Here is a 22,994-nt window from a genome sequence, read left to right as displayed (position 1 = left end):
ACATGCACACCCAAGGGGGCCTGAAATCCGCGGATTTCAGGCCCCCTTGGGGTACCGTGGCAGTTATGGCGACCCGTACTACCTCCACGCCACGAGGCAGCTCCAGCAGTAAATCCGGCGGCACAGGCCGGAGCGCAGCCACATCCAAAACCAGCGCCGCCGCAGGCAAGAGCGGGCGTGGAAGCACTGCCCGCACCAAGCAGGCGGCCGCCGTCGAGCCCCAGGCTCCGCTGCCCCTGCGTATGCTTTCAGGTTTTTGGCAGGGGATCGGCCATGTGGTCGGTGCCGGCGTCCGCCGCATTGGGTACGACGTCAGCGACCTCGATCCCGCGGATCGCCGTGACGGCGCAGCCCTTTTCAACCTGGTGTTGGGCATCGCGATTGCCACTTTCGCCTGGTGGGGCCTGACGGGGTGGCTCCCGGACGTCGTCTACAGCGTGGTCAACGGGACGTTTGGCTGGATGACCCTGATCCTGCCTTTCATGCTTTTTGTTTGTGCCTTCCGGTTGTTCCGGAAACCCCAGGACGGCCGCGGCAACAACCGTGTGGGCATTGGCTTTATGATCATGACCCTGGCCGGATCGGGTTTGGCCCACGTCATTGGCGGCCTGCCCACCGTGGCCGATGGGTTCGATGGCCTGCGCAGGGCAGGCGGCATGCTGGGATTCCTCGCCGCCGCCCCCCTGGCCGCAATCCACGGTGCAGTACCGGTGGTCCTCTACAGCTTGTTGGCCTTCGTCTCTTTCCTGATCGTCACTGCAACCCCGTTCGGCGCCATTCCCTCCCGCATCCGGGGTGCCTATGAGCACCTTATGGGTGTGGACCTCATGGACGGTTCCGGCAAGGACGCCCACGACCGCAGCTACCTCTACGAAAACGACGCACCGGCCAAGCCCAAGAAGAAGCGCATGCGCTTCTTCGGCAAGGATGAGGAGCCCGAGGCAGGCCTGGAGGGCTACGTCGGGGACGAAGCTTTCGAACATGCAATAGTCGACGACGACGCTCCCGCCTCGCCGGAACCGCGCGTTCCGCCGGGGGTGCGCCGCCCAACCCAGGCGGAGATCGCCGTCGGGAAGATCAAGGCAGCCCAGGGCTTGGGGGCTGCGCCCGGCATTGACAACCCCACCGAAGCCATTCCGGTCATCAGTCCTGCCATGACCGTGCCAGCGCCCACCGTTGCCCAGGTCCCCGCGAAGCCTGCCGGTGCGCCGCTGCCGCAAACGCCGATTCCACAACGCACGGAGCAATTGTCCCTCGCCGGGGACGTCACCTACACCCTGCCGGCCTCCGACTACCTGACGCCGGGCTCCATTCCGAAGGAGCGCACAGAGGCCAATGACGCCGTCGTCGCCGCCTTGACGGACACCTTGACACAATTCAACGTGGACGCAGCCGTGACTGGCTTCAGCCGTGGTCCCACCGTGACGCGCTACGAGATCGAGCTGTCTCCCGGTACCAAGGTGGAGCGCGTTACCGCGCTGTCGAAGAATATTTCCTACGCGGTCGCATCGAGCGATGTCCGCATCCTGAGCCCCATCCCCGGCAAATCGGCCATCGGTATCGAGATTCCCAACACGGACCGCGAAACGGTTTCGCTGGGCGACGTTCTGCGGAGCCAGAACGCCCGCCGGACAGACCACCCCATGGTCATGGGTGTTGGCAAGGACGTCGAGGGCGGCTACGTGGTGGCCAACCTGGCAAAGATGCCCCACCTGCTGGTGGCTGGGGCCACTGGTGCCGGTAAGTCGAGCTTCGTGAACTCCATGATCACCTCCATCCTCATGCGTGCCACCCCGGATGAAGTCCGCATGGTCATGGTGGACCCCAAGCGCGTGGAGCTCACCGCGTACGAAGGCGTCCCGCACCTCATCACGCCCATCATCACCAATCCCAAAAAGGCCGCGGAGGCCCTGCAATGGGTGGTCCGGGAGATGGACGCCCGCTACGACGACCTCGCCAACTACGGTTACAAACACATCGACGACTTCAACAAGGCTGTCCGTGCCGGCAAAGTGGTGCCGCCCGTGGACTCCAAACGGATCATCAAGCCCTACCCTTACCTTCTGGTGATCGTGGATGAACTCGCCGACCTCATGATGGTGGCCCCGCGCGACGTCGAAGACTCGATCGTCCGCATCACCCAGCTCGCCCGTGCTGCCGGTATCCACCTGGTCCTGGCCACCCAACGCCCGTCCGTGGATGTCGTTACTGGCCTGATCAAGGCGAACGTGCCGTCCCGCATGGCCTTCGCAACCTCATCCGTGACGGACTCCCGTGTTGTGCTGGACCAGCCTGGGGCGGAGAAGCTTATTGGCCAGGGTGACGCGCTTTTCCTGCCGATGGGTGCATCGAAGGCAATGCGTGTCCAGGGTGCCTGGGTGACGGAATCCGAGATCCACAAGGTTGTGGAGCACGTCAAGGGACAGCTCCAGGCTGTTTACCGCGACGACGTTGCTGCCGAAGCCCCCAAGAAGCAGATCGACGACGACATTGGAGACGACCTCGAGGTCTTGTTGCAGGCCACCGAGTTGGTGGTGACCACCCAATTCGGCTCCACGTCGATGTTGCAGCGCAAGCTCCGGGTGGGCTTCGCCAAGGCCGGGCGGCTTATGGACCTCCTCGAATCCCGCGGAGTGGTGGGTCCCTCGGAAGGCTCGAAGGCCCGCGATGTCCTGGTCAAGCCGGACGACCTCGCGGCCGTCCTGGCAGCGATGAAGGGCCAGGAATCACCCGCTGCACCCGACGCCCACACGGCGGCCCTGAGCGACAACGCGAACTCGAACATCGCCGTCGGCGGTTATGCGGAGGACCTCGTGCAGGCAGACCTGGACAACCGGACGCAGGCCATTGAGTACCACGACGGCGCTGACGGCCCAGATGACGACGACGAAGGCGGCGAGGACGCCTGGTCGTTGACGGGGCGCTAGCTTCAAAGGCGCCAGCCCAAAGACGGTAGCCTAGAGGGGTGACTACAGCCGAGGGTGATAACGCGACGTCCAGCAATTCCGATGTCTGGAACCTGCCCAACATCCTCACCATGCTTCGGATCGTCCTGGTTCCGTTTTTTGTGTGGTTCCTGCTCGCCGACAACGGCGAGTACGGCCTGTGGCGCTGGGCAGCGGTGGTGGCCTTCGCGGTCGCCATCTACACGGACAAGCTCGACGGCGACATCGCCAGGGCGCGCGGCCTCATCACCAATTTCGGCAAGATCGCCGATCCCATTGCCGACAAATTGCTGATCGGCTCCGCGCTGGTGCTCCTGTCCATCCTGGGGGAACTGCCGTGGTGGGTCACCATCCTCATCCTCGTCCGCGAGTGGGGGATTACGGCCCTTCGGTTCGTCGTGATCCGGTACGGCGTCATGCCGGCTTCCAGGGGCGGAAAGCTGAAGACGGTGGTACAAACCGTCGCCATCTTCCTTTACATCCTTCCCCTCAAAGCGATCGCTCCATGGCTGGGCGACGTTGCCTTCTGGGTCATGATGCTGGCACTTGCCATCACCCTGTGGACCGGCGTCGAATACGTCATCCAAGCCCTCAAGCTGCGGGCGGCGGGGCGTAGGGCATGACGTCCGGGAACGCCGGCACCGCCGCGGCAGAGACGTCGACGGCGGTGGTCGCCGCAGCGATCGCAAAGAACCAAACGGTCGCCACGGCCGAGTCGCTGACTGCTGGAATGGTAGCGGCCACCCTGGCAAATACTCCTGGCGCTTCGGGGATGCTTCAGGGCGGAGTTGTTGCGTACCAAAATTCCGTCAAGGCCGGCGTCCTGGGCGTTCCGGAACAGCTGCTTGCCGACGTCGGGTCCGTTGACGGTGCTGTTGCGGAAGCCATGGCCGAGGGTGCGCGGCGCTCTTGCGGTGCCAGCATTGGAGTATCCACTACCGGAGTGGCCGGACCTGATCCCCATGATGGCAAAGCCGTAGGAACAGTGTTCGTTGGAATCGCTGACGATGCCGGAACCAAAGCCTTCGAATTCAGCTTCGCGGGGGACCGCCGGTCGATTCGCGAGCAGGCCTGCGAGGCGGCCCTGGCGCGTCTGCTTGCCGCGCTGGAAGGGGATGGTTACCGTTCGTAAAGTAGCCGGGAACAAAAACTGATTGCCAATAGTTGTGTCATTGAGTCGCTTCGGAAGAGCCGGGGCGCCTAGGATGTAGAAACCAACCCGGTCCGCCCACCAGCGAACCGGATGACTGAGGGAGCAAGGCGATACAGATGGTAAAGCAGCCCGTATCCGTAAACGGCGTTGTCCGCTGGAAGGATGTGGGCTTGGCTGATCAGACACAGAGCGAACAGAAGGAGCGCAAAATGGTTGTACTACGCCACGAGATCGGTGATGTACTGCGCGATGTCCGCCAGCGTCAGGGCCGTACCCTCCGCGAGGTTTCGCACAGCGCCCGCGTCTCACTTGGTTACTTGAGTGAAGTTGAACGCGGCCAGAAGGAGGCTTCTTCCGAGCTCCTGTCCTCCATTTGCACAGCCCTGGATGTTCCGTTGTCCCACATGCTCCGCGAAGTCAGCGACCGTGTGGCCGTTGCTGAGGGTGTGGCCGTGCCGGACACCGTTCCGCAGGAATTCTCCCAGCGTTACGGTCGCGATCTGGACCTCACGGACGACTTCCCGCAGGGAATGCTCTCCGGAGCCCGGTAACCGTTCCACCAGAAGTGGGAGAAGGTCCCCAGCCATCGGCTGGGGACCTTCTTTTGGTCTTCGTTGGTATGGCCTGAGGCGCCTGGCGGATCAGGCGTCGGCTGGCTTGGTGGGGTCGGCAGCACTGTCCGGTTCCCGCAGGGTCACGTCCTTGAGGACGCCGTCGCCGTAGATCGCATTGAGCCGGCCCATGTAGTCGGCCAGGGTCTGGACGTCTTCAAGCGGCCATTCGCCCAGGCGTTCGCGGAATACCTGCCGCCGGGCATCCTGGACCTGGTGCATCTTGTCCTCGCCCTTGTCCGTCAGGCGTATGGATTGTGCCCTTCCGTCCTGCGGGTCCGCTTCCTTGTAGACCAGGCCAATGCTCTCCAGGAAGGCGATCTGCCGGCTCACGGAGGGCTTGCCAACGCCTATGCACGTGGCGAGGTCGGTCAGCCTGATCGGACCTTCCCTCCGGATGACGGTCAGCAGCCCGTAGGCGGCCGGTTCCATGTCCGGGTGGACCTGGCGCGACAACTGATGGGAGATTGACCGGGCACGGCGCCAGAGCAGGCTCAGCTGGTGTTCCACCTGCTGGAGGGCGTCGTCTACGGCGTCGCCTGGCACGGCCTGACCGGGCGTGCTCTGGAGAGGATTGCTCATGGCAACCATTCTAGAGTCCGGCTCCGTGAGAGACTCTATCCGTGAGGGCAAGTGACTTTTGGCGATTGATGGACGATGAGTTCGGGGCAGGCTATTCCCGTGTCCTCGCCGGCTCCTTGGTACTCGCAGGCGTGGGCGGGCGGACTGCCGTTGAGGCACTGGCCTCCGGATACCATCCCCGCGAGGTGTGGTTGGCTGTATGCGAAGTCCAGGATGTTCCGGCCGAACGCAGGCTGGGGCGGGACATTAAACCGGCCTCCAGCTGAGGTCCGCGCCGCTGCCTCGACAGCAGACACGCCGGTCCATTGTTCGAATATCTGTTCGGATGGGGATATGCTCCTGTGAGAGGAAAATTGATCCCGAAGGCCGCATTTCCGAGCATCCGGATTGCTCGGTTGTCCACATAGCCGGATTCGGCTCATAAAAATGTCAGCACGTCGTAATAGCGTCTGACATGACAGGAAAGCGGCTCTTAGGGCCACTCCACAGCGAGAAAGCATCAGAGGTGTGAACCATGGCGGCAACCCCGGATCGTGAAAAGGCGCTTGAAGCAGCGCTTGCCCAGATCGACAAGCAGTTCGGCAAAGGATCCATCATGCGCCTGGGTGATGACACCCGGGCTCCCATCGAGGTCATCCCTACCGGCTCCATTGCCTTGGACATCGCCCTTGGCATTGGCGGGCTGCCCCGTGGCCGTGTAGTGGAAATCTACGGACCGGAATCCTCGGGTAAGACAACCGTTGCGCTGCATGCGGTTGCCAGCGCCCAGCGCGCCGGCGGCATTGCGGCGTTCATCGACGCTGAGCACGCTCTCGACCCGGACTACGCGGCAAAGCTCGGAGTGGATACGGATGCACTCTTGGTCTCGCAGCCGGATACCGGGGAGCAGGCTTTGGAGATCATGGACATGTTGGTGGGTTCCGGCTCCCTGGACATCGTCGTCATCGACTCCGTGGCCGCGCTGGTACCCCGTGCTGAAATCGAAGGCGAAATGGGCGACTCCCACGTGGGTCTGCAGGCCCGCCTGATGAGCCAGGCCCTGCGTAAGATCACCGGCAGGCTCAGCCAGACCAAGACCACAGCCATCTTCATCAACCAGCTGCGTGAGAAGATCGGCGTCTTCTTCGGTTCCCCGGAAACCACCACCGGTGGTAAGGCCCTGAAGTTCTACGCTTCGGTGCGCATCGATGTCCGTCGTATCCAGACCTTGAAGGAAGGTGCGGACTCCGTAGGTAACCGCACCAAGGCCAAGATCGTCAAGAACAAGATGGCACCGCCCTTCAAGATTGCTGAGTTCGACATTATTTACGGCCAGGGCATCTCCCGTGAGGGCGGCATCATTGATATGGGTGTCGAGCACGGCATCATCAAGAAATCGGGCTCGTGGTTCACCTATGATGGCGATCAGCTGGGCCAAGGCATGGAGAACTCGCGGCGTTTCCTCCGGGATAACCCTGAGCTCGCCCAGGAGCTGGAGCGCCTGATCAAGGAAAAGCTTGGCGTTGGCGTCAAGCCGGAGGAAGACTCCCCAAAGCTGAAGGCCGTTGACGGTTAGGAGAGGGCCGGATCCGGAGTCGTCCGTATCCGCCGATCCCGAGCCTGATCCCGAGTCCGTGGCGCGTGCCATCGTCCTGAGGCAGCTGACGATGGCGCCGCGGAGCCGGCTCCAGCTGTCCCGCAAGCTCGCGGAACGCAACGTGCCCGAGGATGTGGCCGAGGCCGTCCTGGACCGGTTTGAAGAGGTTCAGCTGATTGATGATGCTGAGTTCGCGAGAATGTGGGTCCGCAGCCGTTCGCAGAGCAAGAAGCTCGCCAAAGGCGCACTTCGTCGCGAACTGACGGAGAAGGGCATTGAGCTGGACGCAGCCGAAGATGCCCTGTCACAGCTCAGTGATCAGGATGAAGAGTTGGCTGCCCGTGAGCTTGTTCAACGCAAGCTGCGTCCCGGCGTCGATCTGGCTGATCGCGCGGAACGGGACAAGTACACCCGGCGTCTGGCGTCGATGCTGGCACGGAAGGGCTACGCCCCCTCCATGGCCTTCAGGATCGTCGGCGAGGTGCTGGCAGAAGCCGGTACCCTTGAGTAGTGAGTTTGACCATTCCTTCCCCAACAGTTCCCGCCACTCCTCCGGCTGAGCCCAGGACCTATCAGGTCCGCACGTTCGGCTGCCAGATGAACGTCCATGATTCAGAGCGCATGGCGGGACTCCTGGAGGACGCAGGTTACGTGCCTGCGGACGGTGAACTGGCTGACGTGGTGGTCTTCAACACCTGCGCTGTTCGGGAGAATGCGGACAACAAGCTCTACGGCAATCTCGGCCAACTCCGGCAGGTCAAGGCAGCGAACCCCGGCATGCAGATAGCTGTAGGTGGCTGCCTGGCCCAGAAGGACCGCGAAACCATCGTCAAGAAGGCGCCGTGGGTTGACGCCGTGTTTGGTACCCATAATGTTGGCGCCCTGCCGGCGCTGCTGGACCGTGCCCGGCACAACAATGAAGCACAACTTGAGATCCTCGAGTCTTTGGATGTCTTCCCGTCAACTCTTCCCACTAAACGGGATTCTGTTTATGCGGGGTGGGTTTCCATCTCCGTGGGCTGCAACAACACCTGCACGTTCTGCATTGTGCCTTCGCTCCGCGGCAAGGAAAAGGACCGACGCCCCGGAGAAATCCTCGCCGAGATCCAAGCCCTCGTGGATGATGGCGCTGTTGAAGTGACTCTCCTCGGCCAGAACGTCAACTCGTACGGCGTGGAGTTCGGGGATCGTCAGGCTTTCTCCAAACTCCTTCGGGCGTGCGGTGAAATCGAGGGCTTGGAGCGCGTCCGCTTCACCAGCCCGCACCCCGCAGCCTTTACCGATGACGTCATCGAGGCCATGGCTGAGACGCCCAACATCATGCCGCAATTGCACATGCCCTTGCAGTCCGGCTCAGACAAAATCCTCAAAGACATGCGGCGTTCCTACCGATCCAGCCGGTTCCTCGGAATTTTGGACAAGGTTCGCGATCGGATTCCCAACGCAGCCATCACCACGGACATTATTGTCGGGTTCCCAGGCGAAACTGAAGAGGATTTCCAGGCGACCCTGGATGTCGTGGAGAAGTCCCGTTTCGCCTCAGCCTTCACCTTCCAATACTCCAAACGGCCCGGCACGCCGGCCGCCGAGTTGCCTGACCAGCTTCCGAAAGCGGTGGTGCAGGAGCGTTTCGAAAGGCTGACAGCCCTCCAGGACCGCATTGCCGCTGAGGAGAACGCCAAACAGCTGGGCAGGACGGTTGAAGTGCTGGTGACGGCCCAGTCAGGGCGTAAAGCCGAGGAAACCCACCGCTTATCCGGTCGGTCCAAGGATCAGCGCCTGGTGCACTTCTCCGTGCCGTCCGGCGCAGATACTCCCCGTCCCGGTGACTTTGTGACGGTCACCATCACGGAGGCTGCTGCTTTCCACCTTGTGGCGGATCCGGCCACCGCTGGCGACTATGTGCTGCGCCGGTCCCGTGCCGGCGATGCCTGGGATCGTTCCCAAGCTGAGTCCTGCGGCGTCCCTGCTCCGGGTTCGGGCTCGACCAAGGCCGGGGTGTCCCTGGGCATGCCGTCCTTGCCGGCTCGCCGCGCCTGACGTCGGACCAGGAACCCTGTGCCTACCTACACCAAGGACGCTTCCTTGCCCGTCATTGCAGTGGTTGGCCCCACTGGTTCCGGCAAGTCGGACCTGGGTGTCAACCTTGCCCTCGCCCTGAACGGTGAGGTCATCAACGCGGATGCCCTGCAGTTCTATCGCGGGATGGACATCGGAACAGCCAAGATCAGCGTGGAAGAGCGCAAGGGCGTTCCCCATCACTTGCTGGACACCATGGATGTCACCCAGGAGGCAAGTGTTGCGGACTTCCAGGCGGACTGCCGTAGAGCCATTGGGGAAATCCGTTCACGGGGAAAACGCCCTATCCTGGTGGGGGGATCCGGTCTGTACGTCCGCGCCGCGCTGGACGTCCTGGAGTTCCCCGGCACCGACCCAGTCATCCGTAAGGCCCTGGAAGAAGAGTATGACGCGCACGGCCTCGCGCCGCTGCAAACCCGCCTTGAGGACGTCGATCCCGTGTCGGCAGCCCGTGTAGGTGACGCGCGGCGGGTGATCCGGGCCCTTGAAGTGCACCAGCTCACCGGGCGGCCTTTCAGTTCGTTCATGCCGCAACGCGAGTACTTTCAGCCGGCAGTGCAGATCGGGCTGTCAGTGGACCGTGAGGTGCTGAGGGAACGGTTGGCCCTGAGGGTCCATCGGATGGTGGAGGCTGGTCTGCTTGAGGAGGTTGAACGGCTTGATGGTGCGGGGCTTAGGGAGGGCAAGACCGCGTCCCGTGCCTTGGGGTACGCGCAGTTCCTGAGGGTCCTGGACCGTCAAGCCGATGTTGCTGCCGCTTCAGAGGAAACCATCGTGGCTACCAGGCAGTTCGCCAGGCGTCAGCTCACCTGGTTCAGGGCTGACCCCCGGATCACCTGGCTTGACTGGCAGGATACCGACCTCGTGGCCAAGGCCGTCGCCACCGCTTCGAGCCGGCCGGCCTGATTTCTGGCCAAACCAGCGTGGAAGGTAGCCTAGTGGCATGGATGAAACCCCTGCAGTTCCCGCCCAGCAGTCCACAGCTGCCGGTGCTACCGTGACCGCCTCAAGCCTTGCTGGGCTGACGTTTTCCAAGGGCCATGGAACGGGCAACGACTTCGTCCTGATTGCCGACCCCGGCGATGCCCACGAGATCACCCCGGAGCAGGTTGCCCAATTATGCGACCGCCACGTAGGCATTGGTGGAGACGGCCTTATCCGCGCTGTCCCGTCGCGGTTCCTTCCGGAGGGTCGGGACCTTCTGGAGCAGGACCCGGACGCCGAATGGTTCATGGATTACCGCAACGGCGATGGTTCCCTCTCGGAGATGTGCGGTAACGGCGTCCGCGTCTTCGTGCACTTCTTGATTGCGGAAAAACTGGTGGATCTTGGCCCGGGCGAAACCCTGACCATCGGCACCCGTGGCGGGGTCAAGAAAGTGGTCCGTACGGCCAACGGGTATGCCGTGGACATGGGCCCATGGGAGTTCATCTTCCCCAAGGAAGCCACCACCAAGGCAATGGACGCATTGGTCAGCGCAGACGGCCTGGAAGTAGCCCGTCCGGGCCTCTCAGTCAGCATGGGCAACCCCCACACTGTGGTTGCTTTGGCCGAACTCAAGGAGCTGTCGGCCACGCAATTGTTCAAGGCCCCGGTGGTCGATCCCAAGCCTGTCAACGGGACCAACGTTGAATTCGTTGTTCCGGCCGAACCGTTGGTTGAAGACGGCGTCGGCACCATCACCATGCGTGTCCATGAGCGCGGAGTGGGGGAGACCCAATCATGCGGCACAGGAGCCTGCGCGGCCGCCGTCGCCATTCGGCATTGGGCCGGCAACACCGCGCCGAACGATTGGCACGTTAAGGTGCCGGGCGGCGTCGTTGGTGTTAAGTTCTTCCCCGGTGCAGGTGGCCGCGAACATGTAGAGCTCAGCGGCCCGGCCGTGATCGTGGCTACTGGGACGCTTTCCTGACCCGGATGATCCTGAAGGACTTGGACGTGCTCTCCCGGCCCACCGTGTAGCTCTTGTCCAGCTCGCCGGCGAGCCACCGCTGGAGGGAGTCCGAGCCAAGGTTCTTTTGAACCACCAACCAGGCGTTTCCTCCCGGGGCCAGGCGCGGCAGCCACGTCAGCAGCAGGGTGTGCAGCTCGTCCTTGCCGATGCGGATAGGCGGGTTGGACCAGATGGTGTCGAACTCGACGGCGGGGTCTACCTCGTGCGGCAGGCTCGCCGTCACGTTGTCCAGACCCAGGGCAGCCGCGTTCTCATTGGTCAACGTGACACACCGCTCATTGACGTCCACGGCGTGCACCTTGGCGTGGGGGGCCATCAGCCCCAGCGTCAAGGCAATAGGACCCCAGCCGCAGCCGATGTCCAACAAGTTTCCCTGGGGTGAAGGCGGCGGAACTTCGGAGAAGAGTATGGCAGTGCCCTTGTCCACTCCGTCGGGACTGAAGATGCCGGAGGAGGTCTGCAAGTGGCGTGTGGCTCCAGCGAGTTCCACCGTGAGTGGCTTTCGGGTGAATGGTCCGGCCGGTTGGGCGGTGAAATAGTGTGCAGACTCCATAATTTGCCAGATTAGTTGGCTATCGGCGCCATGGGAAACTGCCCGCCCGAAGAGCTGGCTTGACATTGGATGATAGTGTGAAACGCATGTTCTTGATCTTCGAGTAAAAAGCCGCCACCCGCCTGAGCACTCAGGCGTCACACGGCACCGCCCGCGATGCAGCCCGGTCCCTGGCAGTTCTGCCAAGCCCCGGACTTTCCGCCAGGCAGGTCCCACCGGCACATCCGTTGACCCGCGTTCCCCGTCACGGATGTCTTGAAGATCACACCCTCCAGCCCAGCTCTCTGAACCGTCAGCATCCTGTGCGGTCCAGGTAAGCCGGCAGTGCAATCTCCAGATAGCCAGGAACCTCCACGCGGATCCCACCACGCCAGATCACAGCAACCGCCGCCCACTCCACGGGCGGCCGTTCAGCACAGGAGGCCCTCTTTGGCCCATGCCCGTCAGCCCAGCGCGAATAGCGCCCCATTGAACAGCAAACAGCACTATTCTGGAATAGCCGAACAGTCTAAGGAGACCATGACCACCCAGAAGCACTCCGGATCCGATTCCGACGCCCAGGACATGAGTCCTGAACAAATCCAGGCCGTCATCGACCGGATTCTTTCCAAGGACGTACCTGCGCAAGCATCCGATAACGACGATGCCGGTGGTGTGTTCGGCAAGGCACAGGCCATTTCCACACTTGACCAGGAACACAGCATCTACGACGGCGACCAGGAAGACCTGGCCGAGCGTCGTGCACTGCGCCGTACGGCTGGCTTGTCCACGGAACTCGAAGACGTCACCGAGGTTGAATACCGGCAGCTGCGCCTTGAGCGCGTTGTCCTGGCCGGCCTCTGGACCGAGGGGACACTGGCCGACGCTGAAAATTCACTCCGCGAGCTCGCTGCCCTGGCAGAGACTGCCGGTTCGGAAGTCCTTGACGGTTTGGTGCAGCGGCGAACGAAGCCGGACCCAGGGACCTTCCTGGGGTCGGGCAAGGCCCAGGAACTCAAGGACATCGTTGCCGCCACCGGTGCGGACACCGTAGTGGTGGATACCGAGTTGGCTCCTTCCCAACGCCGTGGCCTTGAGGACATTGTCAAGGTCAAGGTAGTAGACCGCACCACGCTGATCCTGGACATCTTCGCCCAGCACGCCAAGAGCCGTGAAGGCAAAGCCCAGGTTGAGCTTGCGCAGCTCGAGTACCTGCTCCCGCGCCTCCGTGGTTGGGGCGACTCCATGTCACGCCAGGCCGGTGGCCAGGTGGGTGGGGCTGGTGCCGGCATGGGTTCGCGTGGTCCTGGTGAAACCAAGATCGAACTGGACCGTCGTCGCATCCGCACCCGCATGGCCAAGCTTCGCCGTGAGATCGCCGCGATGAAGCCGGCGCGCGAGACCAAGCGCGCCAACCGCCGTCGTAATGCCGTTCCTTCCGTCGCAATCGCCGGATACACGAACGCCGGCAAGTCATCGCTCCTGAACCGCCTCACTGACGCTGGTGTGCTGGTGGAGAACGCCCTGTTCGCCACCTTGGATCCCACCGTCCGTAAAGCCCAAACGCCGGATGGCATCGGCTACACCTTGGCGGACACTGTGGGGTTTGTCCGTTCGTTGCCGACCCAGCTGATTGAAGCCTTCCGTTCCACCTTGGAAGAAGTGGCGGACGCAGACCTGATCCTGCACGTAGTGGACGCCTCGCATCCTGATCCCGAAGGCCAGATTGCTGCTGTCCGGGAGGTCTTCACAGAGGTGGATGCCCGCAAGGTGCCAGAGATCATCGTCCTGAACAAGGTTGATGTCGCGGATCCCTTCGTCGTTGAGCGCCTGAAGCAGAAGGAACCGCGTCATGCGGTTGTTTCTACACGCACTGGCCAAGGCATCGCCGAACTGCTGGAAGACATCAGCCGGTCCATTCCCCGCCCGGGGGTGCGCCTGGAGCTCCTCATTCCCTACGACCGCGGCGAAATGATCAGCAAGCTCCACAGCTCCGACTCGGAAATCCTCACCCTCGAGCACGAGGAAAACGGGACCCGTGTTGTTGTCATGGTCCGCGAAGGACTGGCAGCCGAACTGGAGCCGTTCGTCACCAATGGTTGAGAAGGTGGCGGCGGACGCCGTCGAGTCGTTGGGGGAGAAGACCACCCTCGAGTTGTTGGACCGGGCTGTTGCCGGCATGGGCGGTCAAAGCCGTACCGGGCAGCACGAGATGGCCAAGCATGTCACCAGGGCCATCGAGACCGGGGAGCACCTGCTGGTCCAGGCTGGAACCGGAACGGGTAAGTCCTTGGCGTATCTGATTCCGTTGATCGCGCATTCGATGGACAGCGACAAACCGACTTTGGTGTCCACCGCCACCTTGGCACTCCAAACACAGATTGTTGGCCGCGACCTTCCCCGGCTGTTGGAGACCATCAACCCGGCCCTTGAACGCCCCGTCAACGTGGCGCTCGTCAAGGGCAGGGCCAACTACGTCTGCCGGCAAAAACTCGAAGGCGGGTTCCCCAGTGAGGAACCGTCCGAGGGTCAGCTGTTCTCCCTGGGCGAGGACACCAGTGTCCCGCACTTTGCGGCGTCCATGGGGGGACCGCAATCACAGCTGGGCAAGGAAGTGGTCCGGCTTCGCGAATGGGCCGAAAAGACCACTACCGGCGACCGTGACGAACTCATGCCCGGCGTCACGGACCGGGCTTGGCGGCAAGTCTCCGTGACGTCCATGGAGTGCCTCGGCGCGCAGAAGTGTCCCCTCGCCGAGGAGTGCTTCAGTGAGTTGGCCCGGTCCCGCGCAGGCGAAGCCGACGTCGTTGTCACCAACCATGCCATGCTGGCCGTCAGCGCCTTCGAAGGGCTGGCTGTGCTGCCCGAATACGACGTCGTGGTAGTGGATGAGGCCCATGAACTGCAGGACCGGGTGACGGGCGCGGTGTCAGGCCAGTTGTCCGTGGCCATGGTCCATGCGGCGGCGTCGAGCGCGCGCAAGCACACGGCCATCACGGTGGATGCCCTCAACGCGGCCGCCGATCGTTTGGATATGGCCATAGCGGGCGTGCCCAATGGTCTTCTGCCCAGTGGGCTCAATGACGAACAGCTCGACTGTTTGGACCAACTGAGGGAAGCCACACGCGCAGCATTGTCGGATTCGAAGACGGATTCTTCCAACGCGGTCGACGGCGGCAGGCAGCTGGCGCGTTCACGGCTCATGCTCATTCTGGAGCTGTGCGAGCGGATGCTCGCGGCCAAGGAGAACCGGGAAGTGGTGTGGTTTTCCCGCAACAGTACGTTCGATCCCCAGCAGGGATACTCGCAACCCGACGAGACCGCTCCGGCCCTGATCAACATTGCGCCCCTGAGTGTGGCGGGACGCCTGCGTGAAGGTCTCTTTGCCGGTCACACAGTGGTGCTGACTTCAGCTACCCTGGCCATCGGCTCGGCTTTCGAACCGGCTGCAGGTGGCCTTGGACTGATTGGCGATGGAGCGCCAAGCTGGACCGGGATCGATGTTGGCTCGCCCTTCGATTACCCCAAGCAGGGTGTGCTTTACGTGGCCAAGCACTTGCCCAAGCCTGGCCGTGGAACTTCGCCCGAGGCCCTGGATGAGTTGGAAGACCTCATCCGCGCTTCCGGTGGGGGAGCGCTGTGTCTTTTCTCGTCGCGGCGGGCGGCTGAGGAAGCCGCCGATGCCATGAGGCTTCGCCTCGACGTCAGTATTCTATGTCAGGGTGAATCCACCATGGCCGCATTGGTGAAGCAGTTCGCCGACGAGCCCGATACCTGCCTCTTCGGCACGATGTCGCTGTGGCAGGGTGTGGATGTCCCCGGTGGTTCGTGCCGCCTTGTGGTCATAGACCGAATCCCGTTCCCGCGTCCGGATGACCCGTTGATGACTGCCCGCTCTCGTGCTGTGGCACAGTCGGGTGGAAACGGATTCATGGCCGTGTCAGCGACCCACGCCGCCATTCGTCTGGCCCAGGGGGCAGGCCGGCTCATCCGTTCCACCGGCGACAAAGGGGTTGTGGCGGTCCTGGACTCCCGGCTCTCAACAGAGCGCTATGGGGGCTTCCTCAGGGCAGCCCTGCCGCCGTTCTGGGCGACGACGGACAGAACCGTGGTTCGGGGCGTCCTGGAGCGTCTGGGCCCGGCCAAAGCCTCCTAGAGGGAACGCAGGACCGACACGACCTTGCCCATGATGGTGGCCTGGTCGCCGAGGATGGGTTCGTACTGGGTGTTCTGCGGAAGAAGCCAGGTGTGCCCATCGCGCTGGCGGAAGGTTTTCACGGTTGCTTCGTCGTCCAGCAGTGCTGCCACGATGTCTCCGTTGATGGCGTCGTTCTGCCGGCGGACAACTACCCAGTCGCCGTCGCAGATCGCGGCATCGATCATTGAGTCGCCGGCCACCTTCAGCATGAAGAGTTCGCCGTGCCCTACGAGTTGCCGGGGCAGGGCAAGCACGTCCTCCACGGTCTGGTCAGCAAGGATGGGGCCGCCGGCAGCGATCCGACCAACCAGCGGGACCATGGCAGTATCGCTGGCGCTGGCAAGCTCTGTGACGGCAAAGCCACCCGTGCTGCGGAGGGTAGTGGGTGCTTCCACTCCCGGAATGGGTCCGCCATCGAGGGTCAACGGCATGAGGACTTCCATGGCCCGGGGACGTTTGGGATCGCGGCGGAGATATCCAAGCTTCTCCAGCTGGGAGAGTTGGTGCGTCACGCTCGACAGGCTTGCCAGGCCCACGGTGTCTCCAATTTCGCGCATGCTGGGCGGATAACCGTTGTCATTGACGGACCGCTGGATGGTTTCCAGGATCTTCTTCTGACGGACAGTCAGGCTCTTGGGACTCTTTTGAGGCTGCTGGCTCCGCAGGGGTGCCCCGCCGCCGGTGGCTTTCGCTGCCATGTTCGCCAATGCCTTTCCATTCCGCCCGGAGTGAGCCCGGGGTCGTCGGGTCTGCAAAAAATGTCAGACCCTCCTGTTCCACTGAAACAGTGCTGTTTCTTCACTCAAACGTAGGGCAGCCACAGGCGTTTATCAAACATTTGTTCTAGCGAGTCTCGACACCGTTCGTTGATAAGTGCTAAAAATGTCATAGCAAGGTTCGAATATGTGTTCTATAAACCTGATGCTGACGCCGGCTGTTCGAACGAAGTGTTCGAACTGACGGAGTTGGGCAGGGGAACACACAGAATTGGCAGCCATGTACCGGGACCCGGCGCACGGCAATAGCTCAGAAGGGCTCAGCTCATGTCCGCAATCACTACGTTCGCTGATTTCCGCACCACCCAGGCGCCTGCGCGTCTGCGCCTGACACGACGGGGACGGATGGTCTTCTTCGGCATCCCGGCAATGCTGCTGGTGGCTGCGCTGCTGAGCCTGGCTGGATTTATCACGTCACCGGCCAAGGCTTCGGATTCCCAGGCGCAACTCCAACCGCCCGTCGCTGTCACTGTTACGGTTCAGCCGGGACAATCGCTGTGGGGCATCGCCGGAGCCGCTGCTCCTGAGCGGGATCCCCGCGACGTGATTGCGGAGATCATCCAGCTCAATGACCTCCGGGGCGGCCGTATCCAGCCGGGTCAGCAACTGTTCGTGCCCGCAAATTAGTACGTTGCATGCCCGCATGAGCCGGCCACCCGGCGTCACAGTTAGTCGGCAGTCCCGGCGGCCCCTTAAACTGTGGTGGTGAGTGACCAGCTTGAGCGACTTAACCGACTACCCCTCCGGACCAACCTGCGTGGACTGAGCCCTTACGGTGCTCCGCAGCTTGACGTCCCCATTTTGCTCAACGTCAACGAAAACACCCATGGCGTCCCGGCTGATGTGCAGGCAGCCATCACAGAAGCTGTTGCTGCTGCGGCCACGGGGCTCAACCGCTACCCGGACCGGGAGTTCACGGAACTTCGCCAGTCGCTGGCCGACTACCTTGGTCACAATCTTTCCCCGGACAACATCTGGGCAGCCAATGGCTCCAATGAGGTTCTGCAGCAGATCCTCCAAGCATTTGGCGGACCCGGCCGGAAAGCACTGGGATTCCCGCCCACTTATTCCATGTACCCGTTGCTGGCCAGCGGCACGGATACCGAATACGTCCGCGGAGTCAGGGCTGACGACTACGGCCTCGATGCTGCCTCCGCCGCTGCACAGGTCCGGGAGACAGGTGCCAACATCGTGTTCCTGTGTTCACCCAACAATCCCACGGGAACAGGTCTGGGGCTGGATGTCGTTGAGGCTGTTTATGAGGCAGGCGAAGCCAGCCAGGCAATAGTGATCGTGGACGAGGCTTACCACGAGTTCGCACACGACAATACCCCGAGCGCCCTGACCTTGTTGCCGGGACGCGAGCGTCTGATCGTTTCCCGCACCATGAGCAAGGCCTTTGCCCTTGCCGGTGCCCGACTGGGCTATATGGCTGCTGCTCCCGAGGTCACGGATGCCATCCGGCTGGTCCGGCTTCCGTACCACCTGTCGGCTGTTACCCAGGCAACAGCCCTGGCTGCGCTCAACCACCGGGAGGCCCTCATGGCCGACGTTGAGGACATTAAAGTCCAGCGCGACCGGATTGTGACCGAGCTCCTGCGCATGGGCTTGAAACCTGCGGAGTCGGACTCCAACTATGTCTTCTTCGGCGGACTCAAGGATCCTCACACGATCTGGCAGGGCCTGCTTGACGCCGGCGTGCTGATCCGCGATGTCGGGATTCCCGGCCACCTCAGGGTCACTGCTGGAACCGAACCGGAAACCACGGCCTTCCTCGAGGCGCTGGAAGCGCTGCTGGACGGCGGGGCGTCACAGCCCGCCTAAACTTGTCCATAGACCCAACCCACTCTTCGTGTATAAGGACGTCCCAATGAGCGAAACCGGCGCCACGCCGTCCGCTGCCCGCACCGCGCGCATGGAGCGCACCACCAGCGAATCCTCCGTCCTGGTGGAGATCAACCTGGACGGATCAGGTGTCTCGGACATCAGCACCTCGGTTCCGTTCTACGACCACATGCTGACGGCGCTGTGCAAGCACTCGTTGATTGACATGACCGTGAAGGCCACCGGCGATACCCACATCGACGCCCACCACACCGTTGAAGATGTTGCCATCACCTTTGGCGAGGTGCTGCGGACCGCTTTGGGCAACAAGGCGGGCATCCGCCGCTTCGGCGAAGCCACTGTTCCTCTGGATGAGGCCCTTGCCCACGCTGTGGTGGACGTTTCCGGCCGCCCGTACCTCGTTCACGGCGGAGAGCCGGCCGGCCAGGAGTACCACTTGATTGGTGGCCACTTCACTGGTTCATTGACCCGCCACGTTTTCGAGGCCATTACCCTGCACGCCGGGATTTGCCTGCACATGAACGTTCTCGCCGGCCGCGATCCCCACCACATCGTGGAAGCCCAGTTCAAAGCCTTTGCCCGGGCACTCCGTGCTGCAGTGGAATCCGATCCCAGGGTCGAGGGCATCCCCTCCACCAAGGGGGCATTGTGAGCGGTCAGGTCCTGAAGGACGGGGCAGTCGCCGACACCATCGCTTCGGTCAAGCCCGAGTCCCCGGAAGGCAAGCCCACCGTCACGGTGCTCGACTACGGTTCGGGCAACGTACGTTCGGCTGTGAGGGCACTGGAGCGTGCCGGCGCCCATGTAGTGCTGAGCTCCAAGCCTGAAGACGTGCTTAACGCCGATGGCCTGGTGGTTCCGGGGGTCGGTGCTTTCGAGACCGTCATGAAGGAACTCAAGGCCGTGGATGGCATCCGGATGATCGGACGCCGGGTCGCCGGCGGCCGGCCTGTGCTGGCCATCTGTGTTGGTCTGCAGGTTCTGTTTGAAGCCGGTGTGGAACACGGCACCGAGTCCGAGGGCATGGCCGAGTGGCCTGGCAAGGTGGAGCTCCTGCCTGCTCCCGTCGTCCCGCACATGGGGTGGAACACCGTGGATGTCCCGGAAGGATCCAAGCTTTTTGCCGGCGTCGAGCAGGAGCGTTTCTATTTTGTGCACTCGTACGGTGTGCAGGAATGGAACTTCGACGTTGTGCAGCCCCGCATGGCCCCGCCGCAGGTGACGTGGTCCGAGCATGGCGCACGGTTCATTGCCGCCGTGGAAAATGGGCCGCTCTGCGCTACCCAGTTCCACCCGGAAAAGTCGGGGGACGCCGGGGCGCGCCTGTTGCGGAACTGGGTGGACGGCCTGAAAAAGACCCGTGCTCCAGCAGCGGAAACCTCCGGAAGCGGTGCCGCCTAGATGTGGTCTGTTGTCCTCATGGGCCTTGCCGGCGTGCTGGTGGGCGGCGGTATTTCCTTCCATCAGCAGAAGAAGCCCCGCTGGGTTTCCATCTCTTTTTACGTGCTGGCAGGGTTGTCCCTGCTGGCCGCCTACCTCCTGACGCTGCCCGGTAACTGAGCCGGTCACCAAGAACCCGCGTCAAACCTCGAACTCCAAGGACCCACATGACCACCTCTGCCCAGCCTGTTCTGGAACTCCTGCCCGCCGTCGACATCGTTGACGGCCAGGCAGTCCGCCTCCTCCAAGGAGAGGCCGGCTCGGAGACCAGCTACGGAACGCCTCTGGAAGCAGCCCTGAACTGGCAGAATGCCGGTGCCGAATGGGTTCATATGGTGGACCTCGACGCCGCCTTCGGTCGCGGCAACAACGCGGACCTCATCAGTGAGGTAGTGAAGCAGCTGGACGTCAAGGTAGAGCTGTCCGGTGGCTTGCGCGATGACGAATCGTTGGAGCGCGCCTTGGGGCTGGGTGTCGCGCGGGTGAATCTTGGCACGGCAGCGCTCGAGAACCCCGAGTGGACCCGCAGGGCCATTGACCGCTTCGGTGACAAGATCGCCGTCGGACTTGACGTCCGGGGTACCACCCTTGCCGGCCGGGGCTGGACCAAGGAGGGTGGCGACCTTTGGGAAGTCCTGGCCCGTCTTGAGGATGCCGGCTGTGCGCGCTACGTCGTCACGGACGTCACCAAGGACGGAACCTTGCAGGGGCCCAACGTGGAACTGCTGCGGCAGATGGTGGAGAAGACCGGAAAGCCTGTTGTCGCCTCGGGAGGCATTTCCAGCCTTGAGGACCTCCGCGTCCTGCGTGAGCTCGTGCCTCTGGGCGTAGAGGGTGCCATTGTGGGCAAGGCCCTCTATGCCGGTGCCTTCACGCTGCCCGAAGCCCTGGACGTTGCCGGTCGTCGCTGATGCCCCACGACGCCCAACACCCGCATGGTCACCAAGGCCACCTTGGTGCAGGCAGCCGGCACCTGCCGGGCCACATTGCCGCCGCCCTGGCCGGGGCCGGGGGAGCGACTGACTCTGCCGGGCAACCGTGGGCAGGCAGGAGCCTTAGTGGGGACGACGCCAGGATCCATAACTTTGAGGACGACGACGGAACGGCCGACGCCGGCTACGTCACCGCAATTTCCGCGTTGATCAACGGCACCGGAACCGAGGCCGATGTTGTTGCCTCGCTGGCTACTGCACGGGTGTTTGTTCCCGTTGTTGCGCAGTTGGCAGAGGAAGCCGTTGGTGTTGATGGGCTGCATGCTGACAAGCAGGCGGATATGGCATTGGTCACACTTAAGGCGCCTGATGGTCGCAAAGCCATGCCTGTCTTTACTTCGGCGGCTGCGCTGGAGGCTTGGCATGGGGAAGCCCGTCCCGTGGCGGTTTACGCGGCCCGCGCGGCTCTTTCCGCGGTCTCCGAGGGTGCGCAGTTGCTGGTGTTGGATCCAGGGTCGGACTTCACGTTCGTGGTCCGACGCCCGGCCATGTGGGCCCTCGCCCAACAGCGGGACTGGACGCCGTCATACCTTGATGATCAACTGGAGTCTGCTCTCGCTTCAACCGTGTCAGGTTTCCGGACCGTGCGCCGGCTGGAGACGCAGCCCGGCGCAGGCGTTGCGTCGTTGACGGCTGACGGGCGGACGGTGTCCGGCGGTGGCTCGGGTCCGGAGTTGCGGGTGGTGCTCTTCCTTGAAGATGGCCTCGACGCGGTGGCCGTGCAAACTCTGGTGGCGCAACTCAATGAGGCGTGGGCACGGATGGATTCCTTCGCTGAAGGCGTTGACTCCATTGAAGTGAAATTGCAGCGTGCGGCGCAGGAGCCTGGGCTGCACTAACGGCAGCCGGTTCCCCGGTCTGCCCCGGGGGAACAAGAGGATTTAGCCAGTGAATTTCGCTCTCTACAAGGAGATGCTGTCCATCCGCCCTGTCCGGCGCTTGCTGGTGGTGGGCATGATCGCCCGTATTCCACATTCTGCTGCCGGCGTTCTCCTCACCCTGCATATCGTCCTGACCTTGGGCCAGGGCTACGCAGCCGCGGGTGCAGCAGCGGCCGTGATGACCATTGGCATCGCCTTGGGCGCGCCGTGGCGGGGCCGCAGGGTGGATATGGTGGGCCTGAGGAAGGCCCTGATCCCCTCGGTGGTCTCCGAGACTGTGATCTGGTCGATCGTCCCGCACGTATCTTATGAGTGGCTTCTGCCGTTGGTCTTTGTCGGCGGGCTCTTCACCTTGCCGATCTTCAGTGTTGTACGTCAGTCACTGGGCGTCATGGTGGAGGGGGAACAGCGCCGGTCTGCGTTCGCCCTCGATTCCATCGCTACTGAACTCGTCTTCATGATAGGTCCGGCCGTTGGCGCCATTGTTGCCACAAGCGGCCACTCGGCGATAGGTCTGACTGCGGTAGGTATCTCGGTCTCCGTGGCTGGACTCTTCCTCATGTGGTTCAACCCGCCAACACGAAGCGAGGCGGCCTGCACGCCGGAGGAGTCCGCGGACCGGGCCGCAGCGGATCTTGCTGCCGCTGAAGCGGCCATGGTGGCCTCGGCGCCGGCCCATGTCCAGGAAGCGGCATCGGAAATGGCGTCCTCAACGTCGCGCAGTGCAGCCCTCCGAAGCCGTGTGGCCAGGAATTTCACGTGGTTCACCGCATCCGTGGCTGCCCTCTTCACGGTGGCGGCCGGTTCAGGTATGGTGCTCAGCGGCTCGGATGTGAGCATCGTCGGGTTGCTGGAACGTGGCGGGCACGAGAATGAAATTGGCATCGTGTTCTTCTTCTGGTGCGCCTCATCCGTGGTCGGCGGATTGATCTACGGCTCCATGAAGCGCTCCATTTCGCCCATGTTGCTGCTGCTGGGCATGGCCGCCCTGACCATCCCCATGGGATTTGCCCAGGACACCTGGACCTTGGCTTTCCTGTCACTCCTGCCGGGCCTGTTATGCGCACCCGTCCTGTCCGCGTCGTCGGAGAAGGTCGCCGACCTCGTGGAAGAGGAACGCCGCGGCGAAGCAATGGGCTGGTACGGCTCTGCCCTGACGGCCGGCGTTGCGCTGGGCGCCCCTTTGGCCGGCGTTTTCATCGACGCCGTGGGTCCTTCAGCTGGATTCGCGGCCATCGGTTCGGCAGGCGTCGTGCTCTGTATTGCAGGCTTGGTCCTGACTTCCCTGCGTCGACGCGCTGCCCGCGTCTGACACGCCAAGCGGAAGAAAGCACGACGGCGGGTCGACCACATGGGCCGGTTCTAGCGGTCGTTGCAACACCCAGAATTTTTGGGAGTTGCAACGACCGTGTCGTCTTTAAAGAAGGTAC

At 62.9% G+C, this 22,994-nt stretch carries 23 protein-coding genes; 20 read left to right on the top strand and 3 right to left on the bottom strand.

From position 1 onward, the window contains the following. Positions 1–65 precede the first annotated feature (65 nt). The 4 genes from WBN73_RS18860 to WBN73_RS18845 all read left to right on the top strand — a co-directional run bounded on the left by WBN73_RS18860 (position 66) and on the right by WBN73_RS18845 (position 4,649). Positions 66–2,927 carry an FtsK/SpoIIIE family DNA translocase gene (locus tag WBN73_RS18860; RefSeq protein WP_207597025.1) on the top strand — a complete coding sequence of 954 codons (2,862 nt, stop codon included), beginning with the start codon at positions 66–68 and terminating at the stop codon, positions 2,925–2,927. A gap of 38 nt (positions 2,928–2,965) precedes the next feature. Then, positions 2,966–3,568 carry a CDP-diacylglycerol--glycerol-3-phosphate 3-phosphatidyltransferase gene (pgsA, locus tag WBN73_RS18855; protein WP_207597026.1) on the top strand — a complete coding sequence of 201 codons (603 nt, stop codon included), beginning with the start codon at positions 2,966–2,968 and terminating at the stop codon, positions 3,566–3,568. Beyond that, on the top strand, positions 3,565–4,077 hold the full coding sequence (locus tag WBN73_RS18850) for a CinA family protein (RefSeq protein WP_337341017.1): 513 nt from the start codon (positions 3,565–3,567) through the stop codon (positions 4,075–4,077). Before pgsA ends, WBN73_RS18850 begins: the two co-directional genes overlap by 4 nt. A 137-nt stretch (positions 4,078–4,214) precedes the next feature. After that, entirely contained in the window at positions 4,215–4,649 is a 435-nt protein-coding gene (locus WBN73_RS18845; RefSeq protein WP_024820363.1) for a helix-turn-helix domain-containing protein, read from the top strand. A 90-nt stretch (positions 4,650–4,739) separates the two neighbouring features. Here WBN73_RS18845 and WBN73_RS18840 read toward each other — a convergent pair whose 3' ends face one another. Then, a complete protein-coding gene (locus tag WBN73_RS18840; RefSeq protein ID WP_207597028.1) occupies positions 4,740–5,291 on the bottom strand; it encodes a MarR family winged helix-turn-helix transcriptional regulator in 552 nt (183 codons plus the stop codon). A 41-nt stretch (positions 5,292–5,332) separates the two neighbouring features. On the opposite strand from WBN73_RS18840, the gene WBN73_RS18835 reads away from it, so the two are divergent. The 6 genes from WBN73_RS18835 to dapF all read left to right on the top strand — a co-directional run bounded on the left by WBN73_RS18835 (position 5,333) and on the right by dapF (position 10,858). Next, on the top strand, positions 5,333–5,557 hold the full coding sequence (locus tag WBN73_RS18835) for a DUF3046 domain-containing protein (RefSeq protein WP_207597029.1): 225 nt from the start codon (positions 5,333–5,335) through the stop codon (positions 5,555–5,557). Between the two features lie 248 nt (positions 5,558–5,805). Further along, positions 5,806–6,846 (top strand): recombinase RecA, encoded by a 1,041-nt coding sequence (gene recA, locus WBN73_RS18830; protein ID WP_089594401.1) that lies wholly within the window; start codon positions 5,806–5,808, stop codon positions 6,844–6,846. Next, positions 6,836–7,378, top strand: coding sequence for a regulatory protein RecX (locus WBN73_RS18825; RefSeq protein ID WP_207597030.1), 543 nt, complete (start codon positions 6,836–6,838; stop codon positions 7,376–7,378). Before recA ends, WBN73_RS18825 begins: the two co-directional genes overlap by 11 nt. Further along, on the top strand, positions 7,378–8,907 hold the full coding sequence (miaB, locus tag WBN73_RS18820; protein WP_280627656.1) for a tRNA (N6-isopentenyl adenosine(37)-C2)-methylthiotransferase MiaB: 1,530 nt from the start codon (positions 7,378–7,380) through the stop codon (positions 8,905–8,907). Before WBN73_RS18825 ends, miaB begins: the two co-directional genes overlap by 1 nt. 18 nt (positions 8,908–8,925) lie before the next feature. Next, on the top strand, positions 8,926–9,852 hold the full coding sequence (gene miaA / locus WBN73_RS18815; protein WP_337341016.1) for a tRNA (adenosine(37)-N6)-dimethylallyltransferase MiaA: 927 nt from the start codon (positions 8,926–8,928) through the stop codon (positions 9,850–9,852). 37 nt (positions 9,853–9,889) lie between these two features. Beyond that, a complete protein-coding gene (gene dapF, locus WBN73_RS18810) occupies positions 9,890–10,858 on the top strand; it encodes a diaminopimelate epimerase (protein WP_207597033.1) in 969 nt (322 codons plus the stop codon). Here the strand turns inward: dapF and WBN73_RS18805 are convergent. Further along, positions 10,839–11,453, bottom strand: a complete 615-nt coding sequence (locus tag WBN73_RS18805; RefSeq protein WP_280627659.1) for a class I SAM-dependent methyltransferase — start codon at positions 11,451–11,453, stop codon at positions 10,839–10,841. The two genes, dapF and WBN73_RS18805, sit on opposite strands and share 20 nt — an antisense overlap. A gap of 519 nt (positions 11,454–11,972) precedes the next feature. Between WBN73_RS18805 and hflX the strand changes: the two genes are divergently transcribed. Both hflX and WBN73_RS18795 read left to right on the top strand, forming a co-directional pair. After that, the gene (gene hflX / locus WBN73_RS18800) at positions 11,973–13,535 is read left to right on the top strand and encodes a GTPase HflX (protein ID WP_207597035.1); all 1,563 of its coding nucleotides are present in this window, start codon (positions 11,973–11,975) and stop codon (positions 13,533–13,535) included. Beyond that, the gene (locus tag WBN73_RS18795) at positions 13,528–15,588 is read left to right on the top strand and encodes an ATP-dependent DNA helicase (protein WP_207597523.1); all 2,061 of its coding nucleotides are present in this window, start codon (positions 13,528–13,530) and stop codon (positions 15,586–15,588) included. The genes hflX and WBN73_RS18795 overlap by 8 nt, the downstream gene beginning before the upstream one ends. Here the strand turns inward: WBN73_RS18795 and lexA are convergent. Then, on the bottom strand, positions 15,585–16,328 hold the full coding sequence (lexA, locus tag WBN73_RS18790) for a transcriptional repressor LexA (RefSeq protein ID WP_089594409.1): 744 nt from the start codon (positions 16,326–16,328) through the stop codon (positions 15,585–15,587). The two genes, WBN73_RS18795 and lexA, sit on opposite strands and share 4 nt — an antisense overlap. Before the next feature lie 345 nt (positions 16,329–16,673). Here lexA and WBN73_RS18785 point away from each other — a divergent pair, with 345 nt between their 5' ends. The 8 genes from WBN73_RS18785 (at position 16,674) to WBN73_RS18750 (ending at position 22,876) form a co-directional block, all read left to right on the top strand. Then, positions 16,674–17,033, top strand: coding sequence for a LysM peptidoglycan-binding domain-containing protein (locus WBN73_RS18785; protein ID WP_207597037.1), 360 nt, complete (start codon positions 16,674–16,676; stop codon positions 17,031–17,033). Positions 17,034–17,111: 78 nt separating this feature from the next. After that, positions 17,112–18,230, top strand: coding sequence for a histidinol-phosphate transaminase (locus tag WBN73_RS18780; protein ID WP_337341015.1), 1,119 nt, complete (start codon positions 17,112–17,114; stop codon positions 18,228–18,230). Positions 18,231–18,276: 46 nt separating this feature from the next. Next, positions 18,277–18,903: an imidazoleglycerol-phosphate dehydratase HisB gene (gene hisB / locus WBN73_RS18775; protein ID WP_089594411.1), complete on the top strand. Its 627-nt coding sequence runs from the start codon at positions 18,277–18,279 to the stop codon at positions 18,901–18,903. After that, positions 18,900–19,652: an imidazole glycerol phosphate synthase subunit HisH gene (hisH, locus tag WBN73_RS18770; protein WP_280627661.1), complete on the top strand. Its 753-nt coding sequence runs from the start codon at positions 18,900–18,902 to the stop codon at positions 19,650–19,652. The genes hisB and hisH overlap by 4 nt, the downstream gene beginning before the upstream one ends. After that, positions 19,653–19,811: a hypothetical protein gene (locus WBN73_RS18765; RefSeq protein ID WP_198318392.1), complete on the top strand. Its 159-nt coding sequence runs from the start codon at positions 19,653–19,655 to the stop codon at positions 19,809–19,811. It begins immediately after the preceding gene. A gap of 47 nt (positions 19,812–19,858) precedes the next feature. Further along, on the top strand, positions 19,859–20,602 hold the full coding sequence (gene priA, locus WBN73_RS18760; RefSeq protein WP_207597040.1) for a bifunctional 1-(5-phosphoribosyl)-5-((5-phosphoribosylamino)methylideneamino)imidazole-4-carboxamide isomerase/phosphoribosylanthranilate isomerase PriA: 744 nt from the start codon (positions 19,859–19,861) through the stop codon (positions 20,600–20,602). Beyond that, complete coding sequence (locus tag WBN73_RS18755; RefSeq protein WP_280627663.1) at positions 20,602–21,522, top strand: SseB family protein; 921 nt, start codon at positions 20,602–20,604, stop codon at positions 21,520–21,522. Before priA ends, WBN73_RS18755 begins: the two co-directional genes overlap by 1 nt. 49 nt (positions 21,523–21,571) lie before the next feature. Continuing rightward, a complete protein-coding gene (locus tag WBN73_RS18750) occupies positions 21,572–22,876 on the top strand; it encodes an MFS transporter (RefSeq protein ID WP_337341014.1) in 1,305 nt (434 codons plus the stop codon). Positions 22,877–22,994 lie beyond the last annotated feature (118 nt).

Origin of the sequence: Paenarthrobacter sp. CCNWLY172 (assembly GCF_037402035.1) — a bacterium.
GTDB lineage: Bacteria > Actinomycetota > Actinomycetes > Actinomycetales > Micrococcaceae > Arthrobacter.
This window is presented reverse-complemented; position numbering and strand designations above follow the sequence as displayed.